Annotated in this window: 15 protein-coding genes; 9 read left to right on the top strand and 6 right to left on the bottom strand. The window is 56.5% G+C overall.

From position 1 onward, the window contains the following. Window positions 1-30 precede the first annotated feature (30 nt). Genes HF650_RS18175 through HF650_RS18165 form a run of 3 tightly spaced genes read left to right on the top strand, consistent with a single transcriptional unit; the run spans window position 31 to window position 4,672 of the window. Window positions 31-1,338: a TolC family outer membrane protein gene (locus tag HF650_RS18175; protein WP_223284337.1), complete on the top strand. Its 1,308-nt coding sequence runs from the start codon at window positions 31-33 to the stop codon at window positions 1,336-1,338. A gap of 21 nt (window positions 1,339-1,359) precedes the next feature. Beyond that, a complete protein-coding gene (locus tag HF650_RS18170) occupies window positions 1,360-3,492 on the top strand; it encodes a type I secretion system permease/ATPase (protein ID WP_187799795.1) in 2,133 nt (710 codons plus the stop codon). A 10-nt stretch (window positions 3,493-3,502) separates the two neighbouring features. Further along, window positions 3,503-4,672 carry an HlyD family efflux transporter periplasmic adaptor subunit gene (locus HF650_RS18165; RefSeq protein ID WP_187799794.1) on the top strand — a complete coding sequence of 390 codons (1,170 nt, stop codon included), beginning with the start codon at window positions 3,503-3,505 and terminating at the stop codon, window positions 4,670-4,672. 52 nt (window positions 4,673-4,724) lie between these two features. Here the strand turns inward: HF650_RS18165 and smpB are convergent, their stop codons facing one another. Then, window positions 4,725-5,207, bottom strand: a complete 483-nt coding sequence (smpB, locus tag HF650_RS18160; RefSeq protein ID WP_187799793.1) for an SsrA-binding protein SmpB — start codon at window positions 5,205-5,207, stop codon at window positions 4,725-4,727. A 158-nt stretch (window positions 5,208-5,365) separates the two neighbouring features. Here smpB and HF650_RS18155 point away from each other — a divergent pair, with 158 nt between their 5' ends. Both HF650_RS18155 and HF650_RS18150 read left to right on the top strand, forming a co-directional pair. After that, entirely contained in the window at window positions 5,366-5,803 is a 438-nt protein-coding gene (locus HF650_RS18155) for a type II toxin-antitoxin system RatA family toxin (RefSeq protein WP_223284202.1), read from the top strand. Continuing rightward, entirely contained in the window at window positions 5,793-6,101 is a 309-nt protein-coding gene (locus HF650_RS18150) for an RnfH family protein (protein ID WP_187799791.1), read from the top strand. The genes HF650_RS18155 and HF650_RS18150 overlap by 11 nt, the downstream gene beginning before the upstream one ends. Window positions 6,102-6,200: 99 nt before the next feature. Here HF650_RS18150 and bamE read toward each other — a convergent pair whose 3' ends face one another. The 3 genes from bamE to nadK all read right to left on the bottom strand — a co-directional run bounded on the left by bamE (window position 6,201) and on the right by nadK (window position 9,319). Continuing rightward, window positions 6,201-6,545 (bottom strand): outer membrane protein assembly factor BamE, encoded by a 345-nt coding sequence (gene bamE, locus HF650_RS18145; RefSeq protein WP_187799790.1) that lies wholly within the window; start codon window positions 6,543-6,545, stop codon window positions 6,201-6,203. Between the two features lie 147 nt (window positions 6,546-6,692). Further along, on the bottom strand, window positions 6,693-8,354 hold the full coding sequence (gene recN / locus HF650_RS18140) for a DNA repair protein RecN (RefSeq protein ID WP_187799789.1): 1,662 nt from the start codon (window positions 8,352-8,354) through the stop codon (window positions 6,693-6,695). 86 nt (window positions 8,355-8,440) lie between these two features. Continuing rightward, on the bottom strand, window positions 8,441-9,319 hold the full coding sequence (nadK, locus tag HF650_RS18135) for an NAD(+) kinase (protein WP_042712406.1): 879 nt from the start codon (window positions 9,317-9,319) through the stop codon (window positions 8,441-8,443). A 122-nt stretch (window positions 9,320-9,441) separates the two neighbouring features. Here nadK and grpE point away from each other — a divergent pair, with 122 nt between their 5' ends. After that, on the top strand, window positions 9,442-10,038 hold the full coding sequence (gene grpE, locus HF650_RS18130; protein ID WP_187799788.1) for a nucleotide exchange factor GrpE: 597 nt from the start codon (window positions 9,442-9,444) through the stop codon (window positions 10,036-10,038). Between the two features lie 33 nt (window positions 10,039-10,071). On the opposite strand, the gene HF650_RS18125 is transcribed toward grpE, so the two are convergent. Together HF650_RS18125 and HF650_RS18120 are read right to left on the bottom strand one after the other, a co-directional pair. Then, window positions 10,072-11,358, bottom strand: coding sequence for an HlyC/CorC family transporter (locus tag HF650_RS18125; RefSeq protein ID WP_187802746.1), 1,287 nt, complete (start codon window positions 11,356-11,358; stop codon window positions 10,072-10,074). A 16-nt stretch (window positions 11,359-11,374) separates the two neighbouring features. Continuing rightward, a complete protein-coding gene (locus HF650_RS18120; RefSeq protein ID WP_187799787.1) occupies window positions 11,375-12,163 on the bottom strand; it encodes an inner membrane protein YpjD in 789 nt (262 codons plus the stop codon). A gap of 168 nt (window positions 12,164-12,331) precedes the next feature. Between HF650_RS18120 and ffh the strand changes: the two genes are divergently transcribed. The 3 genes from ffh (at window position 12,332) to rimM (ending at window position 14,766) form a co-directional block, all read left to right on the top strand. Continuing rightward, window positions 12,332-13,693 carry a signal recognition particle protein gene (gene ffh, locus HF650_RS18115; protein ID WP_187799786.1) on the top strand — a complete coding sequence of 454 codons (1,362 nt, stop codon included), beginning with the start codon at window positions 12,332-12,334 and terminating at the stop codon, window positions 13,691-13,693. 257 nt (window positions 13,694-13,950) lie between these two features. Further along, on the top strand, window positions 13,951-14,199 hold the full coding sequence (rpsP, locus tag HF650_RS18110) for a 30S ribosomal protein S16 (RefSeq protein ID WP_187799785.1): 249 nt from the start codon (window positions 13,951-13,953) through the stop codon (window positions 14,197-14,199). Between the two features lie 18 nt (window positions 14,200-14,217). Further along, window positions 14,218-14,766 carry a ribosome maturation factor RimM gene (gene rimM / locus HF650_RS18105; RefSeq protein WP_187802745.1) on the top strand — a complete coding sequence of 183 codons (549 nt, stop codon included), beginning with the start codon at window positions 14,218-14,220 and terminating at the stop codon, window positions 14,764-14,766. The last annotated feature ends 5 nt before the right edge of the window (window positions 14,767-14,771 follow it).

Genomic DNA, 14,771 nt, shown 5'->3' with positions numbered 1-14,771 from the left:
AAAAGAGCGGTAGGGTTGTTGTTGTTGGTTATGCCCGTTACGAGTCTGTTAGCAGCACCCGGCGAAGAGCAGGATTTTCGCTGGCAGAGAGCGCCAAGCGAACAGCGCGCGGCGCAGCTTACGATCAAAGACGCCATTCTGCGCGCCTTTGCCCGTAACCCAAAAATTGCCCAGGCGGCCGCGCAGATCCGCGTGGGTGAGGCGAATTTAACCGAGGCGGAGAGCGCCTGGTTCCCGCAGCTCTCTCTGCAGGGCAACCTGGGGCGCTCGCACCGCACCGACTCTTCGGGGTCATTAAATAATAACGGTTCCGGCGGCGTCACTTTACGCCAGCTGATCTACGATTTTGGTAAAACGGGCGGCAGCATCGATGAGCAGCACAATCTCTCTGATGCCTGGCGCTACGATCTCAACAGCACCCTCAATGAAGTGGGGATGCAGACCCTGCAAGCCTATCTGCAGGTCAAGCGCTACCAGGCACTGAGTGAGGCGGCGCGCAACAATATCCACTCGCTGGAGAGCGTGCTGGAAATGGCGACGCTGCGCTCCGAAGCGGGATTAAGCTCGGCCTCCGATGGCCTACAGGCGCAGTCGCGCATCGCCGGGATGAACGCTACCCTTGCGCAATATGAGGCGCAGATGCGCTCCGCCCAGGCGGCACTTAGCGTGCTGACCGGCGTCGTTGCCGATAACTTGCCCGACCTGCCTGAAGATCTCCTCAAACAAAATATCACCCTCGATGCGCTGCCCTATGAGCGCAACAATAGCGTGCGCAGCGCGCAGGCAAAACAGCAGGCGGCAGAGCAGCGCATTCGTCAGGCGCAGGCGCAGCACTGGCCGACGCTCTCGGTGCAGGCGGGGCGTACCCGCTATCAGAACGATCAAAGCAGCTACTGGGATGACCAGGTACAGCTGGTGGTCGATGCGCCGCTCTACCAGGGCGGGGCGGTAAGCGCCCGTGTCGATGCCGCGCAGGGCGATCGCGCCAATGCGCAGGCGGCGGTGGAGGCCAGCAAACTGGATGTTAACCAGCGGGCGGCCACAGCGTGGGCCGATTTGACCGGCGCGCAGCTGCGCCAGCAGGCGGGCGAGGCGCAGGCCAACAGCGCCGGACGCGCGCGCGGCGTCTACCGTGATGAGTACCGGCTGAGCAAGCGCAGCCTGAACGATCTGCTCAGTATTGAGCAGGATGTCTTCCAGGCCGATACCGCGTCGATTACCGCACGCTATGACGCCTGGGATGCCGCCGTGCGCTATGCCGCCGCCGCAGACAACCTGCTCGATATGCTGGGGGTTGAACGTAGTCGTACCGTGGGCGATGACCTGCCCGCGCTGTAAGCGCACAACACAGGAGTGGTAATGCAAGAGCCGGATACCGAAAGCTGGATTAATGTGATGGTGCGCGCGGCAGGACGCTTTGGCCTGCCCGCCGATGCGCCTGCGGTGCGTCAACAGATGCGCTGGTTTGAAGCGCTGCCGCTCAGCGCAAAGCTTGAGCGCCTGAGCGGATTAATGGGGTTGCAGGTGCGCAGTGTGCCGCTCGCCCGCATGCGCTGGAATGCGCAAAACTTGCCGGTGATTGTGCAGCTGGAGGGCGGGGAGCTGCTGCTGCTCGAGTCGCTGGATGCCGACGGGCTGGCGACCTACTGGCTTAATAATGGTGGCGATCTGGTGCGCGAAGAGCCGCTGGAGACGCTGCTCACCCGCATCAAGCCTGAAGTGGTGATGCTGGGCATCGCCGCGCGCGGGCGCGATTCGCGGATCGATGATTTTACCCGTCCGTGGGAGGCGCACTGGTTCTGGAAGCACTTTCGCCACAGCGGGCGCAAGCTGGCGGAGATCGCTCTCGCCTCGGTGGTCGGGAACGTGCTGGCGCTGGCTGGTATTCTTTTCTCGATGCAGGTTTATGACCGGGTGATCCCGGCGCAATCCCTGCCGACGCTGTGGGTGCTCTTTTTCGGCGTCCTGCTGGCGGCGGCGCTGGAGTTCTTTATCCGCCTCGCGCGGACCCATGTCTCTGACATTATGGGCAAACATATCGACCTTAATGTCTCTTCGCTCTTTTTTGCCCGCGCAATGGCGATCAAAAACGATGCGCGCCCCAAATCGACCGGATCCTTTATCTCCCAGCTGCGCGAGCTCGATCAGGTGCGCGAACTGCTTACCTCTACTACCGTCGGCGCGGCGATGGATATCCCCTTTGTGCTGCTCTTTCTCGGCATCATGGCGCTGGTCGGCGGCCCTCTGGTGATCATCCCGCTGATTGCCATTCCGCTGATTATCATCCCCGGGCTGCTGGTGCAGTGGCCGATGTCGAAGCTGGCAAAAGCGGGGATGCGCGAGAGTGCGATCCGCAACGCGGTGCTGGTGGAGTCCATCGAAGGGGTGGAGGACATTAAAGCGTTACAGGCCGAGCCCTACTTCCAGCGGCAGTGGGAGAACACCCATGCCGTGGGGGCAAATGTTGGCATGAAGCAGCGCGTATGGGGCGCTCGGCTGAGCGGCTGGGCCTCGACAGTGCAGCAGATCACCTATGCCGGGATGCTGGTGTTTGGCTGTTTTCTGGTGATCGATGGCGACATTACGACCGGGACACTGGTGGCCTGTAGCCTGCTCTCTTCGCGCACGATTGCGCCGCTGATGCAGCTCACCATGGTCTTCTCCCGCTGGCAGCATGCTAAATCGGCGATGAGTGGCCTCAACGATCTACTGAAAAAGCCGCTCGATAAAGAGGCGGATAAGAAGATGGCGCACTGCCCGGTGCTGGCTGGACACTTTCAGCTGCAGCAAATGCAGTACAGCTATGACGAAGAGAAGGGCGATTTGGCGCTAAATATTAATGAGCTGGAGATCAAACCGGGCGAGCGGGTAGCCATTCTTGGCAAAACCGGTGCCGGGAAATCAACGCTGCTGAAACTGCTCTCCGGCCAGGCACAGGCCAGCAAAGGGAAAGTGATTATTGATGGCGTTGATATGGCGCATATCGATCCGACGGACGTGCGCCGCCAGGTGGGTTATCTGTCGCAGGATTCGCGCCTCTTTTTCGGCACGCTGCGCCAGAACCTGATGCTGGGACATCCGCATGCTACCGAAGCGGAGCTGATTCAGGCGCTACGCATCAGCGGGGCGATCAACCTTGTGCAGCAGGATGCCGCAAGTCTCGATCGGCTGATTAACGAAGGCGGGCGTGGGCTCTCCGGCGGCCAGCGGCAGATGGTGCTGCTGAGCCGTTTGATTGTGCGCAATCCGCAAATTGTGTTGCTGGATGAACCAACGGCCTCAATGGATGAGCAACTGGAAGCGTGGGTCATCCGCCAGCTACAACAGTGGCTCACCGGGCGCACGCTGGTGCTGGTAACCCATCGCCCGGCGCTGCTCAACTTAGTGGACCGGATTGTGGTGATGGAGAACGGCAAAGTGGTGGCCGATGGGCCGCGCGATACGCTGCTGAAACAGGCGGCGCGCAACAGTAACGTGGCGTCCATCGGTTGAGGAGCAGGAAATGAGTCAACTCTCAATGCAGGATGAACTGGCGCGGCAGGGGCGCTTCTACTCATCGGTGATCTGGCTGACGCTAATTGGACTGGTGGTATTTATCGCCTGGGCGGCGTTTGCCATTCTTGATGAAGTGACGGTCGGCACCGGCAAAATTACCCCTTCAACTCATGCACAGGTGATTGAAAGCCTTGATGGCGGGATCGTTAGCGCCCTGATGGTAAAAGAGGGCGATATTGTTGAGCGCGGGCAGATGCTGGCGCGTCTCGATCCGACCCGTTTTCAGTCTAACTATGGTGAAGCGGCGGCGCGCGTCAGGGCACTGCGCGCCTCCAGCGAGCGTCTGCGCTCGGAGCTGACCGGTGAGCCGCTGCGCTTTAGCGCCGAATCGATGCGCGAGCCGGATCTGGTCGCCCGCGAGCGGCAGCTCTATGAGTCGCGGCGGCGCAATCTCAACGAGACGGTGGCAAATCTGCAAAAAACGCATCAGCTGGTGATGTCGGAGCTGCGCATGACGCAGCCGCTGGTGGCGAAAGGGGCGGCGAGCGATGTCGAGGTGATTCGCCTGCAACGCCAGGCGACGGAGCTGAAGGGGAAAATCGACGAGGCGCGTAACCAGTTTGCGGTACGCGCCCGCGAAGAGCAGGTGAAAAATAATGCCGATCTTGATGCGCAGCTGCAGGTGATGGCGGGCAAAGCGGATCAGCTGGATCGCGCCGTGCTTAATTCACCGGTGCGCGGGATCGTGAAAGATGTGCAGATCAACACCGTGGGCGGGGTGGTGCAGCCAGGCGGCAAGCTGATGGAGATTGTGCCGTTGGAGGATCAACTGCTGGTGGAGACGCGCATCAACCCGCGCGATATCGCCTATATTCGCCCCGGTTTACCGGCGACAGTGAAGGTGACGGCCTATGACTCCTCCATCTATGGCGATTTGAAAGGCACTGTAGAGGTGGTCTCGCCGGATACCTTGCAGGATGAAGTGCGTCGCGATCAGTTTTACTACCGCGTCTATGTCCGCACGCAAAGCGCGGAGCTGAAGAACCGCAGCGGCAAAAGTTTCCCTATCCTGCCGGGGATGATCGCTAACGTAGAGATTAAAACCGGGCAAAAATCGGTAATGGATTATCTGATTAAACCGTTGAATAAACTTAATGAGGCGCTGCGGGAGCGGTAGGGCGGAGAGTTGGTGCCCTCTCCCGGGGTGAGAGGGCAGCGCGGGCGTGCACTTAGCGGCCCGCGTTTTTCATGATACGTGCTTTATCGAGCTGCCATTCGCGCTCTTTCAGATCGGTGCGTTTATCGTGCTGCTTCTTACCTTTCGCCACGCCGATTTTCACTTTGCACCAGGCGTTCTTCCAGTAAAGGGAGAGCGCAACCACGGTGTAACCTTCGCGGTTGATGCGGCCGTAGAGTGAATCCAGCTCGCGCTGGTTCAGCAGCAGTTTACGCGTGCGCGTCGGGTCGCAAACATAGTGGCTGGAGGCGACGGTCAGCGGCGTGAAGTTAGCGCCAAAGAGATAGGCTTCTCCATCTTTCAGGATCACGTAGCTATCGCCAATATTGGCTTTACCGGCACGTAAGGATTTTACTTCCCAGCCCTGCAGTGAAAGCCCGGCCTCAAACTCCTCTTCAATGAAGTATTCATGGCGGGCGCGCTTGTTCAGCGCAATGGTGGCTGAACCTGGTTTATATGCTTTTTTCTTCGTCATAGTATCGTGGAGCCATCCGGTAATCTGATATCTGAAACTGACCTCATTGCGTCCTGTGAGGCTGAACGGGTTATCTTAGCATGAGTTAGGGCAACGCGTTTTCCTTTCAACCGGGGGAGATGTTATTATTTAACGATTGTGTGAATGCGGAAAACCTTATGCCTCAGATTAGCCGTACTGCGCTGGTGCCCTATAGCGCGGAGCAGATGTATCAATTAGTGAACGATGTGGACTCCTACCCGCAGTTTCTGCCGGGGTGTACCGGCAGCCGAATTATCGACTCCGGCCCGACGGAGATGACGGCGGCTGTGGACGTGTCGAAAGCGGGGATCAGCAAGACCTTTACCACCCGCAACACGCTGGAAGCTAACAAAAGCATTTTGATGCACCTGGTGGATGGCCCGTTTAAGTCGCTGAGCGGCGGCTGGACCTTTTCCCCGCTCAGCTCAAATGCCTGCCGGGTCGAGTTTCAGCTCGATTTCGAGTTTACCAACAAGCTGATTGAGCTGGCTTTCGGTCGCATCTTTAAAGAGCTGGCGGCGAATATGGTGCAGGCGTTTACCCATCGCGCGAAAGAGGTTTATCGTGCCGGGTAACATCGCTGTTGAAGTGGCCTATGCTTTGCCAGAAAAGCAGTATCTGCTGCGGGTGAAGCTGGAGGTGGGCGCGACCGTCGAAGAGGCGATCCGCGCGTCCGGGCTGCTGGAGCTGCGCGAAGATATCGACTTAAAGGTGAATAAGGTGGGGATTTACAGCCGGACGGTAAAACTGCACGACAACGTCAATGATGGCGACCGCGTGGAGATCTACCGCCCGCTGATTGCCGATCCGAAAGAGCTGCGTCGCCAGCGGGCGGAAAAAGCGGCGAACGAGAAAGCGGCAAACAAGTCGTAACCGATTAGCCTGGCGCGAGATACAAAAAAAGGTGCTCACTGAGCACCTTTTTCTTTTACTGGCGGTAAAACCGTCTGGCGTTTACCGCTTTTTTCAAACTTAGCGCTGGTTGGTTAGCGCCGGTTTGTTGTCGATATTGGTTAACACGCCGTTGCTGTTGAAGGTGAGGGTCAGCGTCTGCTGAGTCACATTTTCATGGCCTGGCTGCTGACGGAAGATATAGAACCAGGTGTTGGTGCCAAACGGGTCGCTCATCATCGGGGTTCCCAGTGCATACGCAACCTGCTGTTGCGTCATGCCCACGCGGATTTTTGCAACGTCGGTGGGCGTCAGGTAGTTCCCCTGGTTGATATCCGGACGGTAAACCACGCGTTCCAGAGTGGAGCAACCAGCGGTCAACATCAGAAGAACCGCTGCGGCAGCAGTCAGCATTTTACAGCGCATAGTGATTTGATTCCTTTTCGGGCCCGAACAGTACGTGGCTCATATGTAATATGCCGATAATAATAGACCTTTCGCCAGTTTAAAACCTTTGTGGCCGGGTCTGTTGTCGTTTTGTCGAGAAGTCAGACCGTCATATTACCGAAAAGTTTACGCTGCCAGCAGCTCTTTGGCATTCGCCAGCGCGTTACGCGTCACTTCGCTGCCGCCCAGCAGACGCGCCAGCTCCTGCAGGCGCGCACGTTTATCCAGCGGCTGCATATGGGTTTCCGTCATGGCACCATCGGTCTCTTTGCTGACATAGAAGTGGTGATGCCCGCAACCGGCCACCTGCGGCAGGTGCGTCACGCACATAACCTGTGTTGATTCGCCCAGCTGGCGCAGCATTTTCCCCACAACGGCAGCGGTCGGGCCGCTGATACCCACGTCCACTTCATCGAAGATCAGCGCCGGGGTTTCCATCTTACGGGCGGTAATCACCTGAATCGCCAGCGCGATACGCGACAGCTCACCGCCGGAGGCCACTTTGGCAATCGCCTGCAGCGGCTGGCCTGGGTTGGTGGTGACGCGGAACTCAATGCGATCCGCTCCGTCAGCCGTCAGCGTGTGATCGTTGAAGGCTACATCAATCTCAAACACGCCGTGCGGCATGGAGAGTAAGTGCATACTTTCGGTGATGAGCTGGCTCAGCTCCTGCGCATACTTCACGCGCTGCGCATGCAGCTGCTGCGCGCTCTCCAGCGCCAGCTGGTGGTGATGGCTAACGGCCAGCGCCAGCGTCTCCTGCGAATCAGCCTGATCTTCAAGCAGCTGCTGCTCATCAAGCAGAGACTGGTGGAACTGCGGCAGCTCTTCCGGCGCGATGTGGTGCTTGCGCGCCAGCGAGATTTGGCGGGAGATACGCTGCTCCAGCTCGTAAAGGCGGTTCGGGTCGAGGTCTAAACGGTCGCAGTAGTGGCGCAGCTCATCGCTAGCTTCGCTGATCTGGATCGCCGCCTCCTCCAGCATCTCCAGCACGCTGGAGAGACGCGTATCCATCCCGGTCAGCTCTGTAAGCAGCTGGCGGGCGCTGTAGAGCTGGCTCTGCAGGTTAACGTCTTCGCCGTCGGCAAGCACATTCAGGGCATGCTGACTGGTGGAGAGCAGTTGTCCGCTGTTAGCGAGACGTTTGTACTCTTCATCAATCTGTTCGAACTCGCCCGGCTGCGGGCTGAACTCATTAAGCTCTTTCAGCTGATAATGCAGCAGCTCGGCGCGCGCGGCGCGCTCCTGGCTCTGCTGCTGATGCTGTGCCAGCTCGCGACAGCTTTGATGCCAGGCGCGGTAGCGCTCCCCCATTTGCTGAGTGAGCGCATACTCACCGGCATAGCCGTCGAGCAGGGTTTTTTGGTGTTCGGATTTAATCAGCAGCTGATGCGCATGCTGGCCGTGGATCTGGATAAGCAGCTGGCCCAGTTCACGTAGCTGGGAAAGGGGAACGGCAGTACCGTTAATAAAGCCGCGGGAGCGGCCATCGCTGCTGATGACGCGGCGAAGTAAACACTCACGTCCATCTTCAAGCTGGTTCTCTTCGAGCCAGCGCTGCGCGGCAGGGGTGTCTTTCAGGGCAAAGCGGGCGCAAAGATCGGCGCGCTGTGCGCCGGCGCGTACCATGTCAGCTTCAGCGCGACCGCCAAGGCAGAGCCCGAGCGCATCAATCGCAATGGATTTACCTGCACCGGTTTCGCCGGTAATAGCCGTCATCCCGCTATTAAAATCGATCTCAAGCTCACGAACGATAGCAAAATTACTGATAGTGAGTTGTGCCAACATGGTTGCTTTCCTGTATGAAAAACCATAACTGTGTTTTCGTACAGTATAAACTGGAATTATATACAGTAAAGCCCCGCAGCCGCTTTTCAGAACAATTTTTTCGACCAGCCGAGCTTAGAACTTAACGTATTGAAATAGCTGTAATCTTTTGGATGGATAAGATTCAGGTGATAGTCGCAGCGGCGAATTAACACATCTTCACCCTCCTGAATCGGCAGCGCAATCTGGCTGTCGCAGCTCACTTCAAGGTCGCTACGGCGATGGGAGAAACGCAGTCGAATGGTGCTACTACTGTTAATCACCAGCGGGCGTGCAGAGAGAGTATGCGGAAACATGGGCACCAGCGTAATGGCGTCCAGCGAAGGGGTGAGAATCGGGCCACCCGCGGAGAGCGAGTAGGCCGTAGAGCCGGTTGGCGTGGAGATAATCAGGCCATCTGAGCGCTGGGAGAAGGCAAACACTTCATCTATATAGACTTCAAACTCAATCATGTGCGCGACTTTGCCTGGGTGCAGCACCACTTCATTAATCGCGGTGCTGATGCGTTTCTGGCAATCCTGCTGGCACACCTGCACTTCCAGTAAAAAACGTTTCTCGGCGATGTAGTGGCCCTCGAGTACATCGGCCAGCTGCTGTTGCGCATTATCGGGATCGAGATCGGTCAGAAAGCCCAGATTGCCGCGGTTAATGCCAATCACTTTGATGTCGTAACGCGCCAGCGTGCGCGCCGCGCCAAGCATATTGCCATCGCCGCCGACCACCACTGCCAGATCCGCCTGTTGACCAATGTCCGCCAGCGTACCGGTTCGCACATTTGAGAGTTTCAGCTCATGGGCGATGCGCTGTTCAACCATCACGTCATAGCCTTTGGCATGCAGCCAGCGGTAGAGCATTTCATGTGTGGTGAGCGCGGTAGGGTGGCGCGGGTGCCCGACAATACCAATACACTTGAAATGTTGGGTCATTTTTTGCGGGTCCTTGTGGCGAATGAATGATGACAATCTGACTTGTTCCCTTGAATCCAGGAAACGGATCCCCATAATAATGCAGGTTAGCGAGATGATTGCAAAAAAACGCGGAGAAATTCATGAGTAGTGAAGAACAGAAAACGCCTGACGGGCAGTCCCCGGAAGAGATTATCAAGGAACAGCACGACGACGTTGAGGCAGTAGTTGAGCCTGACGAAGCCGCTGAGCAGGTGGATCCGCGCGATGAGAAAATTGCGAACCTCGAAGCGCAGTTAGCAGCAGCGGAAACCCGCGAGCGCGAGACGGTACTGCGTATCAAAGCGGAGATGGAAAATCTGCGTCGCCGTACCGAGCTGGATATCGAGAAAGCGCACAAATTCGCGCTGGAGAAGTTCGTTAATGAACTGCTGCCGGTCATCGATAGTCTGGATCGCGCGCTGGAAGTGGCTGACAAAGAGAACGCCGCGATGGCACCGATGGTCGAAGGTATCGAACTGACCCTGAAAAACATGCTGGATGTAGTGAAGAAATTTGGTGTCGAGGTGATTGCAGACACCAACGTTCCGCTGGATCCAAATGTGCATCAGGCGATTGCGATGGTCGAGTCGGAAGAGGTCAGCGCTGGCAACGTGCTGGGAGTGATGCAGAAAGGGTTCACCCTGAATGGCCGCACCATTCGCGCCGCGATGGTCACCGTCGCCAAAGCGAAAGCGTAAAACGAAAACCCTCTCATGCTGAGAGGGTTTTTTTTACTCTGTAACGCTCTCACGTAGCGCTTTAACCGGGATCACTTTTACTTGCTTAATCATATTCTCCTGCACATCGAGAATATCGATATCGTACTGCTCAATACGTACGCGCGTCCCCGCCGCCGGGATCTCCTCCAGCTCTTCAAGCACCATGCCGTTGATGGTCCGCGCTTCATCTTCCGGTAAGCGCCAGTTAAAGGCTTTGTTCAACTCGCGCACGCTGGCACTACCGTCGATAATGACCGAACCGTCATTCTGCGGCGTCGCTTCATCCGCCAGTGCGGGCGACATGGAGGTGGTGAAGTCACCGACAATCTCTTCAAGAATATCCTCAACCGTCACCAGCCCCTGAATATCGCCATACTCATCCACCACCAGGCCGACTTTCTTCTTATTACGCTGAAACTTCACCAGCTGAACGCTGAGCGGCGTCCCTTCCGGCACGTAGTAGATTTCATCTGCTGCGCGCAGCATCACCTCTTTGGTGAACTCGTTCTTCTCGGTCATCAGACGATAGGCTTCGCGCACGCGCAGCATGCTGATGGCATCATCCAGCGAGTCGCGATAGAGCACAATGCGACCGTGCGGCGAGTGGGTCAGCTGGCGCACAATCGATTTCCAGTCGTCATTGATATCGATACCGACGATCTCATTGCGCGGCACCATGATGTCATCAACACTGACCTTCTCCAGATCGAGAATCGACAGCAGCATATCCTGGTTACGGCGGGAGATTTTCGAGCGCGACTCGTGAACGATGGTGCGCAGCTCCTCTTTACTGAGCGCACCGCTGACCACCACATCAGCTTTAATGCCAATCATGCGCATCAAAATACGCGTCACACCGTTTAACAGCCACACCAGCGGCAGCATGATAATTTGCAGCGGGCCGAGCAGCAGGCTGCTGGGAAACGCGACCTTTTCCGGATAAAGGGCAGCGATGGTTTTTGGCAGCACTTCGGCAAACACCAGCACCACGAAGGTCAGCACACCGGTGGCGATGGCAACACCGGCATTACCGTACAGGCGCATGCCGACAATGGTCGCCAGCGACGAGGCGAGAATGTTGACCAAATTGTTGCCGATCAGCACCAGGCTAATCAGGCGATCCGGCTTACGCAGCAGTTTTTCGACGCGTTTGGCCGCACGGTTGCCCTGTTTAGCCATGTGGCGCAGGCGATAGCGGTTGAGGGTCATCATTCCGGTTTCTGAACCGGAGAAATAGGCTGAAACCACGACCATGATGATAAGGGTAACAATCAGCGTCGTGGTAGAGATGTGTTCCAGGGGGAACTCCTTTGCTTTAACTTATGAAGTGTTGCAGGACGCGGCTGCCGAAATAGGCGAGCGTTAAAATACCGGCTCCTGCGACATTGAACCAGACGACGCGACGACCGCGCCAGCCTTCGTGATAGTGGCCCCACAGCAGGACAATATAGACAAACCAGGCGATGATTGAGAGCACCGCTTTGTCGATATTCTCCATACTGAACAGGTTTTGCATATAAAACAGGCCAGTGCAGAGCGTCAGCGTCAGCAGCACCACGCCGACCTGGGTGATATGAAACATCTTGCGCTCAATCACCAGCAGCGGCGGCATTTCGCTGCTGAAAGCCAGCTTCTTGTTCTTCAACTGGTAATCAATCCACGCCAGCTGGAGTGCATACATTGCCGCGATAATTAAGGTGGCATAGGCGAACAGCGACAGACCGATATGCACCATCATGCCGGGCGTGGTTTCCAGATGGGTGATGAACTCATTCGGCATGAAAATGGCGAAAGCGAGATTGATTAACGCGAACGTATAGACAATCGGCAGCAGCAGCCAGCCGCGGTTTTTCGAGGCGACGATTGTCATCACCGAACAGATCATTAGGCTGACCAGTGAACCGACGTTCAGCAGGCTGAGATTTTGACCGCCATCGTCAGGGAAGATGCGCTCTTTCAGCGCGAAGCCGTGGAATATAAGCGCAAGCACCGCTGAAAAGATGGCCATTTTGCGCCAGCCGCTGTTTTTTTGTAACAGGCTGGGAACAATCAGCGCGATGCTGGTTGAGTAGGCGACAAGAGCGATCAGGGCAAAAACGGGCATAGGCGTGTCGACAGTTGACTAAGAGAGAAAGAGAAGCAGTATAACGTTACGTGACCCAGCCTCCAACAGTTCCATCACATACAGCCGCGATGTCTTCATGCTATACTGCGGCAAATTTCTGTTATGCGTCGCGCTGGCGGCCAATCGTATCACCTCAGGCGAGAGACAATGTTTGATAATTTAACCGATCGTTTGTCGCGCTCACTGCGCAATATCAGTGGCCGTGGACGCCTCACTGAAGACAACATCAAAGAGACCCTGCGCGAAGTGCGCATGGCGCTGCTGGAAGCCGACGTTGCGCTGCCGGTAGTGCGTGACTTTATCAACCGCGTGAAAGAGAAAGCGGTAGGCCATGAAGTCAACAAGAGCCTGACCCCGGGCCAGGAGTTCGTCAAAATCGTGCGCAACGAGCTGGTTGCCGCGATGGGCGAAGAGAACCAGAGCCTCAACCTGGCGGCACAGCCGCCGGCGGTAGTGCTGATGGCGGGCCTGCAGGGTGCGGGTAAAACCACCAGCGTTGGTAAGCTCGGTAAGTTCCTGCGCGAGAAGCACAAGAAGAAAGTGATGGTCGTCTCCGCGGACGTTTACCGCCCGGCGGCGATCAAACAGCTGGAGACGCTGGCGCAGCAGGTTGGGGTCGATTTTTTCCCCTCTGATGTGGCGCAAAAGCCGGTCGACATCGTTAACGCGGCGCTGAAAGAGGCGAAGCTGAAGTTTTATGACGTGCTGCTGGTGGATACCGCCGGTCGTCTGCACGTTGATGAAGCGATGATGGAGGAGATCAAACAGGTTCACGCAACGATTAAGCCCGTTGAGACGCTGTTTGTCGTCGACGCCATGACCGGTCAGGATGCCGCTAACACGGCGAAGGCGTTTAATGAAGCGCTGCCGTTGACCGGTGTCGTGCTGACCAAAGTGGATGGTGATGCCCGCGGCGGTGCGGCGCTCTCTATCCGCCACATCACCGGTAAACCGATCAAATTCCTCGGCGTCGGTGAGAAAACCGAAGCGCTGGAGCCGTTCCACCCGGACCGTATCGCGTCGCGTATTCTCGGCATGGGCGATGTGCTGTCGCTTATTGAAGATATCGAAAGCAAAGTTGACCGCGCGCAGGCTGAGAAGCTGGCGAACAAGCTGAAAAAAGGCGACGGCTTCGATCTGACCGACTTCCTTGAGCAGCTGCGCCAGATGAAAAACATGGGCGGCATGGCGAGCCTGATGGGCAAGCTGCCGGGCATGGGGCAGATTCCGGACAACGTGAAAGCGCAGATGGATGACAAAGTGCTGGTGCGTATGGAAGCGATCATCAACTCGATGACCTTCAAAGAGCGCGCCAACCCGGACATCATCAAAGGCTCGCGCAAACGCCGCATCGCCGCAGGCTGCGGTATGCAGGTGCAGGACGTCAACCGTCTGCTCAAACAATTCGACGACATGCAGCGCATGATGAAGAAGATGAAGAAGGGCGGTATGGCGAAGATGATGCGTGGCATGAAAGGGATGATGCCCCCCGGTTTCCCTGGCCGCTAAAACAAGGGTATAAGGCTATCTTGTTTGCCATTTTGGCCCCGGGGTGTGCTCGAAATGCTCACGTACTACGTGTACGCTCCGCTTTCTGCGCGCACGCCGGAACCAAACTGGCTACACCGACATACGCCTTATTTCCCTTGTTTGCTTTATCTTGATTGCAATTCCCCCCAAAATCAGTAAAATTTTCGGGCTTTTAATATGACACCAGGCTCCGTTCCTCGATGGGGCCGGGTGTTTTATTCACACAAGAGGATGTTATGGTAACTATTCGTTTAGCTCGTCACGGCGCTAAAAAGCGTCCGTTCTACCAGGTTGTTGTTACTGACAGCCGTAATGCACGCAACGGTCGCTTCATTGAGCGCGTTGGTTTCTTCAACCCGATCGCATCTGAGAAAGAAGAAGGCACTCGCCTGGATCTGGATCGCATCGCTCATTGGGTTGGCCAGGGCGCTACCGTTTCCGATCGCGTTTCCGCGCTGATCAAAGAAGCAAAGAAAGCAGCTTAATCTGTCACGGTGGTCATGATGAGCAAGCAACAAACCGCATCGGCCCCTGCTGAACCAATTATTGTTGGCAAGCTGGGATCTTCTTACGGAATTCGTGGTTGGCTCAGAGTGTTTTCCTCCACCGAAGACGCCGAAAGCATTTTTGACTATCAGCCCTGGTTTATCCAGAAGGCGGGTCAGTGGCAGAGCATTGAGCTGGAAAGCTGGCGCTACCACAATCAGGATATCGTCATTAAGCTGAAAGGCGTTGACGATCGCGATGCCGCGAATCTTCTGACGAATTGCGAAATTCTCGTTGATTCCGCGCAGCTGCCGGAACTGGAAGAGGGTGACTACTACTGGAAAGACCTTATGGGTTGCCAGGTAGTGACTACTGAAGGTTACAGCCTCGGTAAAGTCGTCGATATGATGGAAACCGGGTCGAATGACGTTCTCGTCATCAAGGCAAACCTGAAAGATGCATTTGGTATCAAGGAGCGGTTGGTTCCGTTCCTCGATGGGCAGGTTATCAAGAAAGTCGATCTCACTACTCAAACCATTGAAGTAGATTGGGATCCTGGTTTTTAAACCTC

The organism is Kosakonia sp. SMBL-WEM22 (assembly GCF_014490785.1).
Classification (GTDB): Bacteria; Pseudomonadota; Gammaproteobacteria; order Enterobacterales; family Enterobacteriaceae; genus Kosakonia.
Note: the sequence above shows the minus strand (reverse complement) of the source record. Positions and strands in the feature narration are given on the sequence as shown.

What these genes read in the sequence shown, in the direction of transcription:
- HF650_RS18175 (WP_223284337.1), top strand. Translation starts at nt 31, where the DNA reads ATGCCCGTTACGAGTCTGTTAGCAGCACCCGGCGAAGAGCAGGATTTT.
- HF650_RS18170 (WP_187799795.1), top strand. Translation starts at nt 1,360, where the DNA reads ATGCAAGAGCCGGATACCGAAAGCTGGATTAATGTGATGGTGCGCGCG.
- HF650_RS18165 (WP_187799794.1), top strand. Translation starts at nt 3,503, where the DNA reads ATGAGTCAACTCTCAATGCAGGATGAACTGGCGCGGCAGGGGCGCTTC.
- smpB (WP_187799793.1), bottom strand. Translation starts at nt 5,207, where the DNA reads ATGACGAAGAAAAAAGCATATAAACCAGGTTCAGCCACCATTGCGCTG.
- HF650_RS18155 (WP_223284202.1), top strand. Translation starts at nt 5,366, where the DNA reads ATGCCTCAGATTAGCCGTACTGCGCTGGTGCCCTATAGCGCGGAGCAG.
- bamE (WP_187799790.1), bottom strand. Translation starts at nt 6,545, where the DNA reads ATGCGCTGTAAAATGCTGACTGCTGCCGCAGCGGTTCTTCTGATGTTG.
- recN (WP_187799789.1), bottom strand. Translation starts at nt 8,354, where the DNA reads ATGTTGGCACAACTCACTATCAGTAATTTTGCTATCGTTCGTGAGCTT.
- nadK (WP_042712406.1), bottom strand. Translation starts at nt 9,319, where the DNA reads ATGACCCAACATTTCAAGTGTATTGGTATTGTCGGGCACCCGCGCCAC.
- grpE (WP_187799788.1), top strand. Translation starts at nt 9,442, where the DNA reads ATGAGTAGTGAAGAACAGAAAACGCCTGACGGGCAGTCCCCGGAAGAG.
- HF650_RS18120 (WP_187799787.1), bottom strand. Translation starts at nt 12,163, where the DNA reads ATGCCCGTTTTTGCCCTGATCGCTCTTGTCGCCTACTCAACCAGCATC.
- ffh (WP_187799786.1), top strand. Translation starts at nt 12,332, where the DNA reads ATGTTTGATAATTTAACCGATCGTTTGTCGCGCTCACTGCGCAATATC.
- rpsP (WP_187799785.1), top strand. Translation starts at nt 13,951, where the DNA reads ATGGTAACTATTCGTTTAGCTCGTCACGGCGCTAAAAAGCGTCCGTTC.
- rimM (WP_187802745.1), top strand. Translation starts at nt 14,218, where the DNA reads ATGAGCAAGCAACAAACCGCATCGGCCCCTGCTGAACCAATTATTGTT.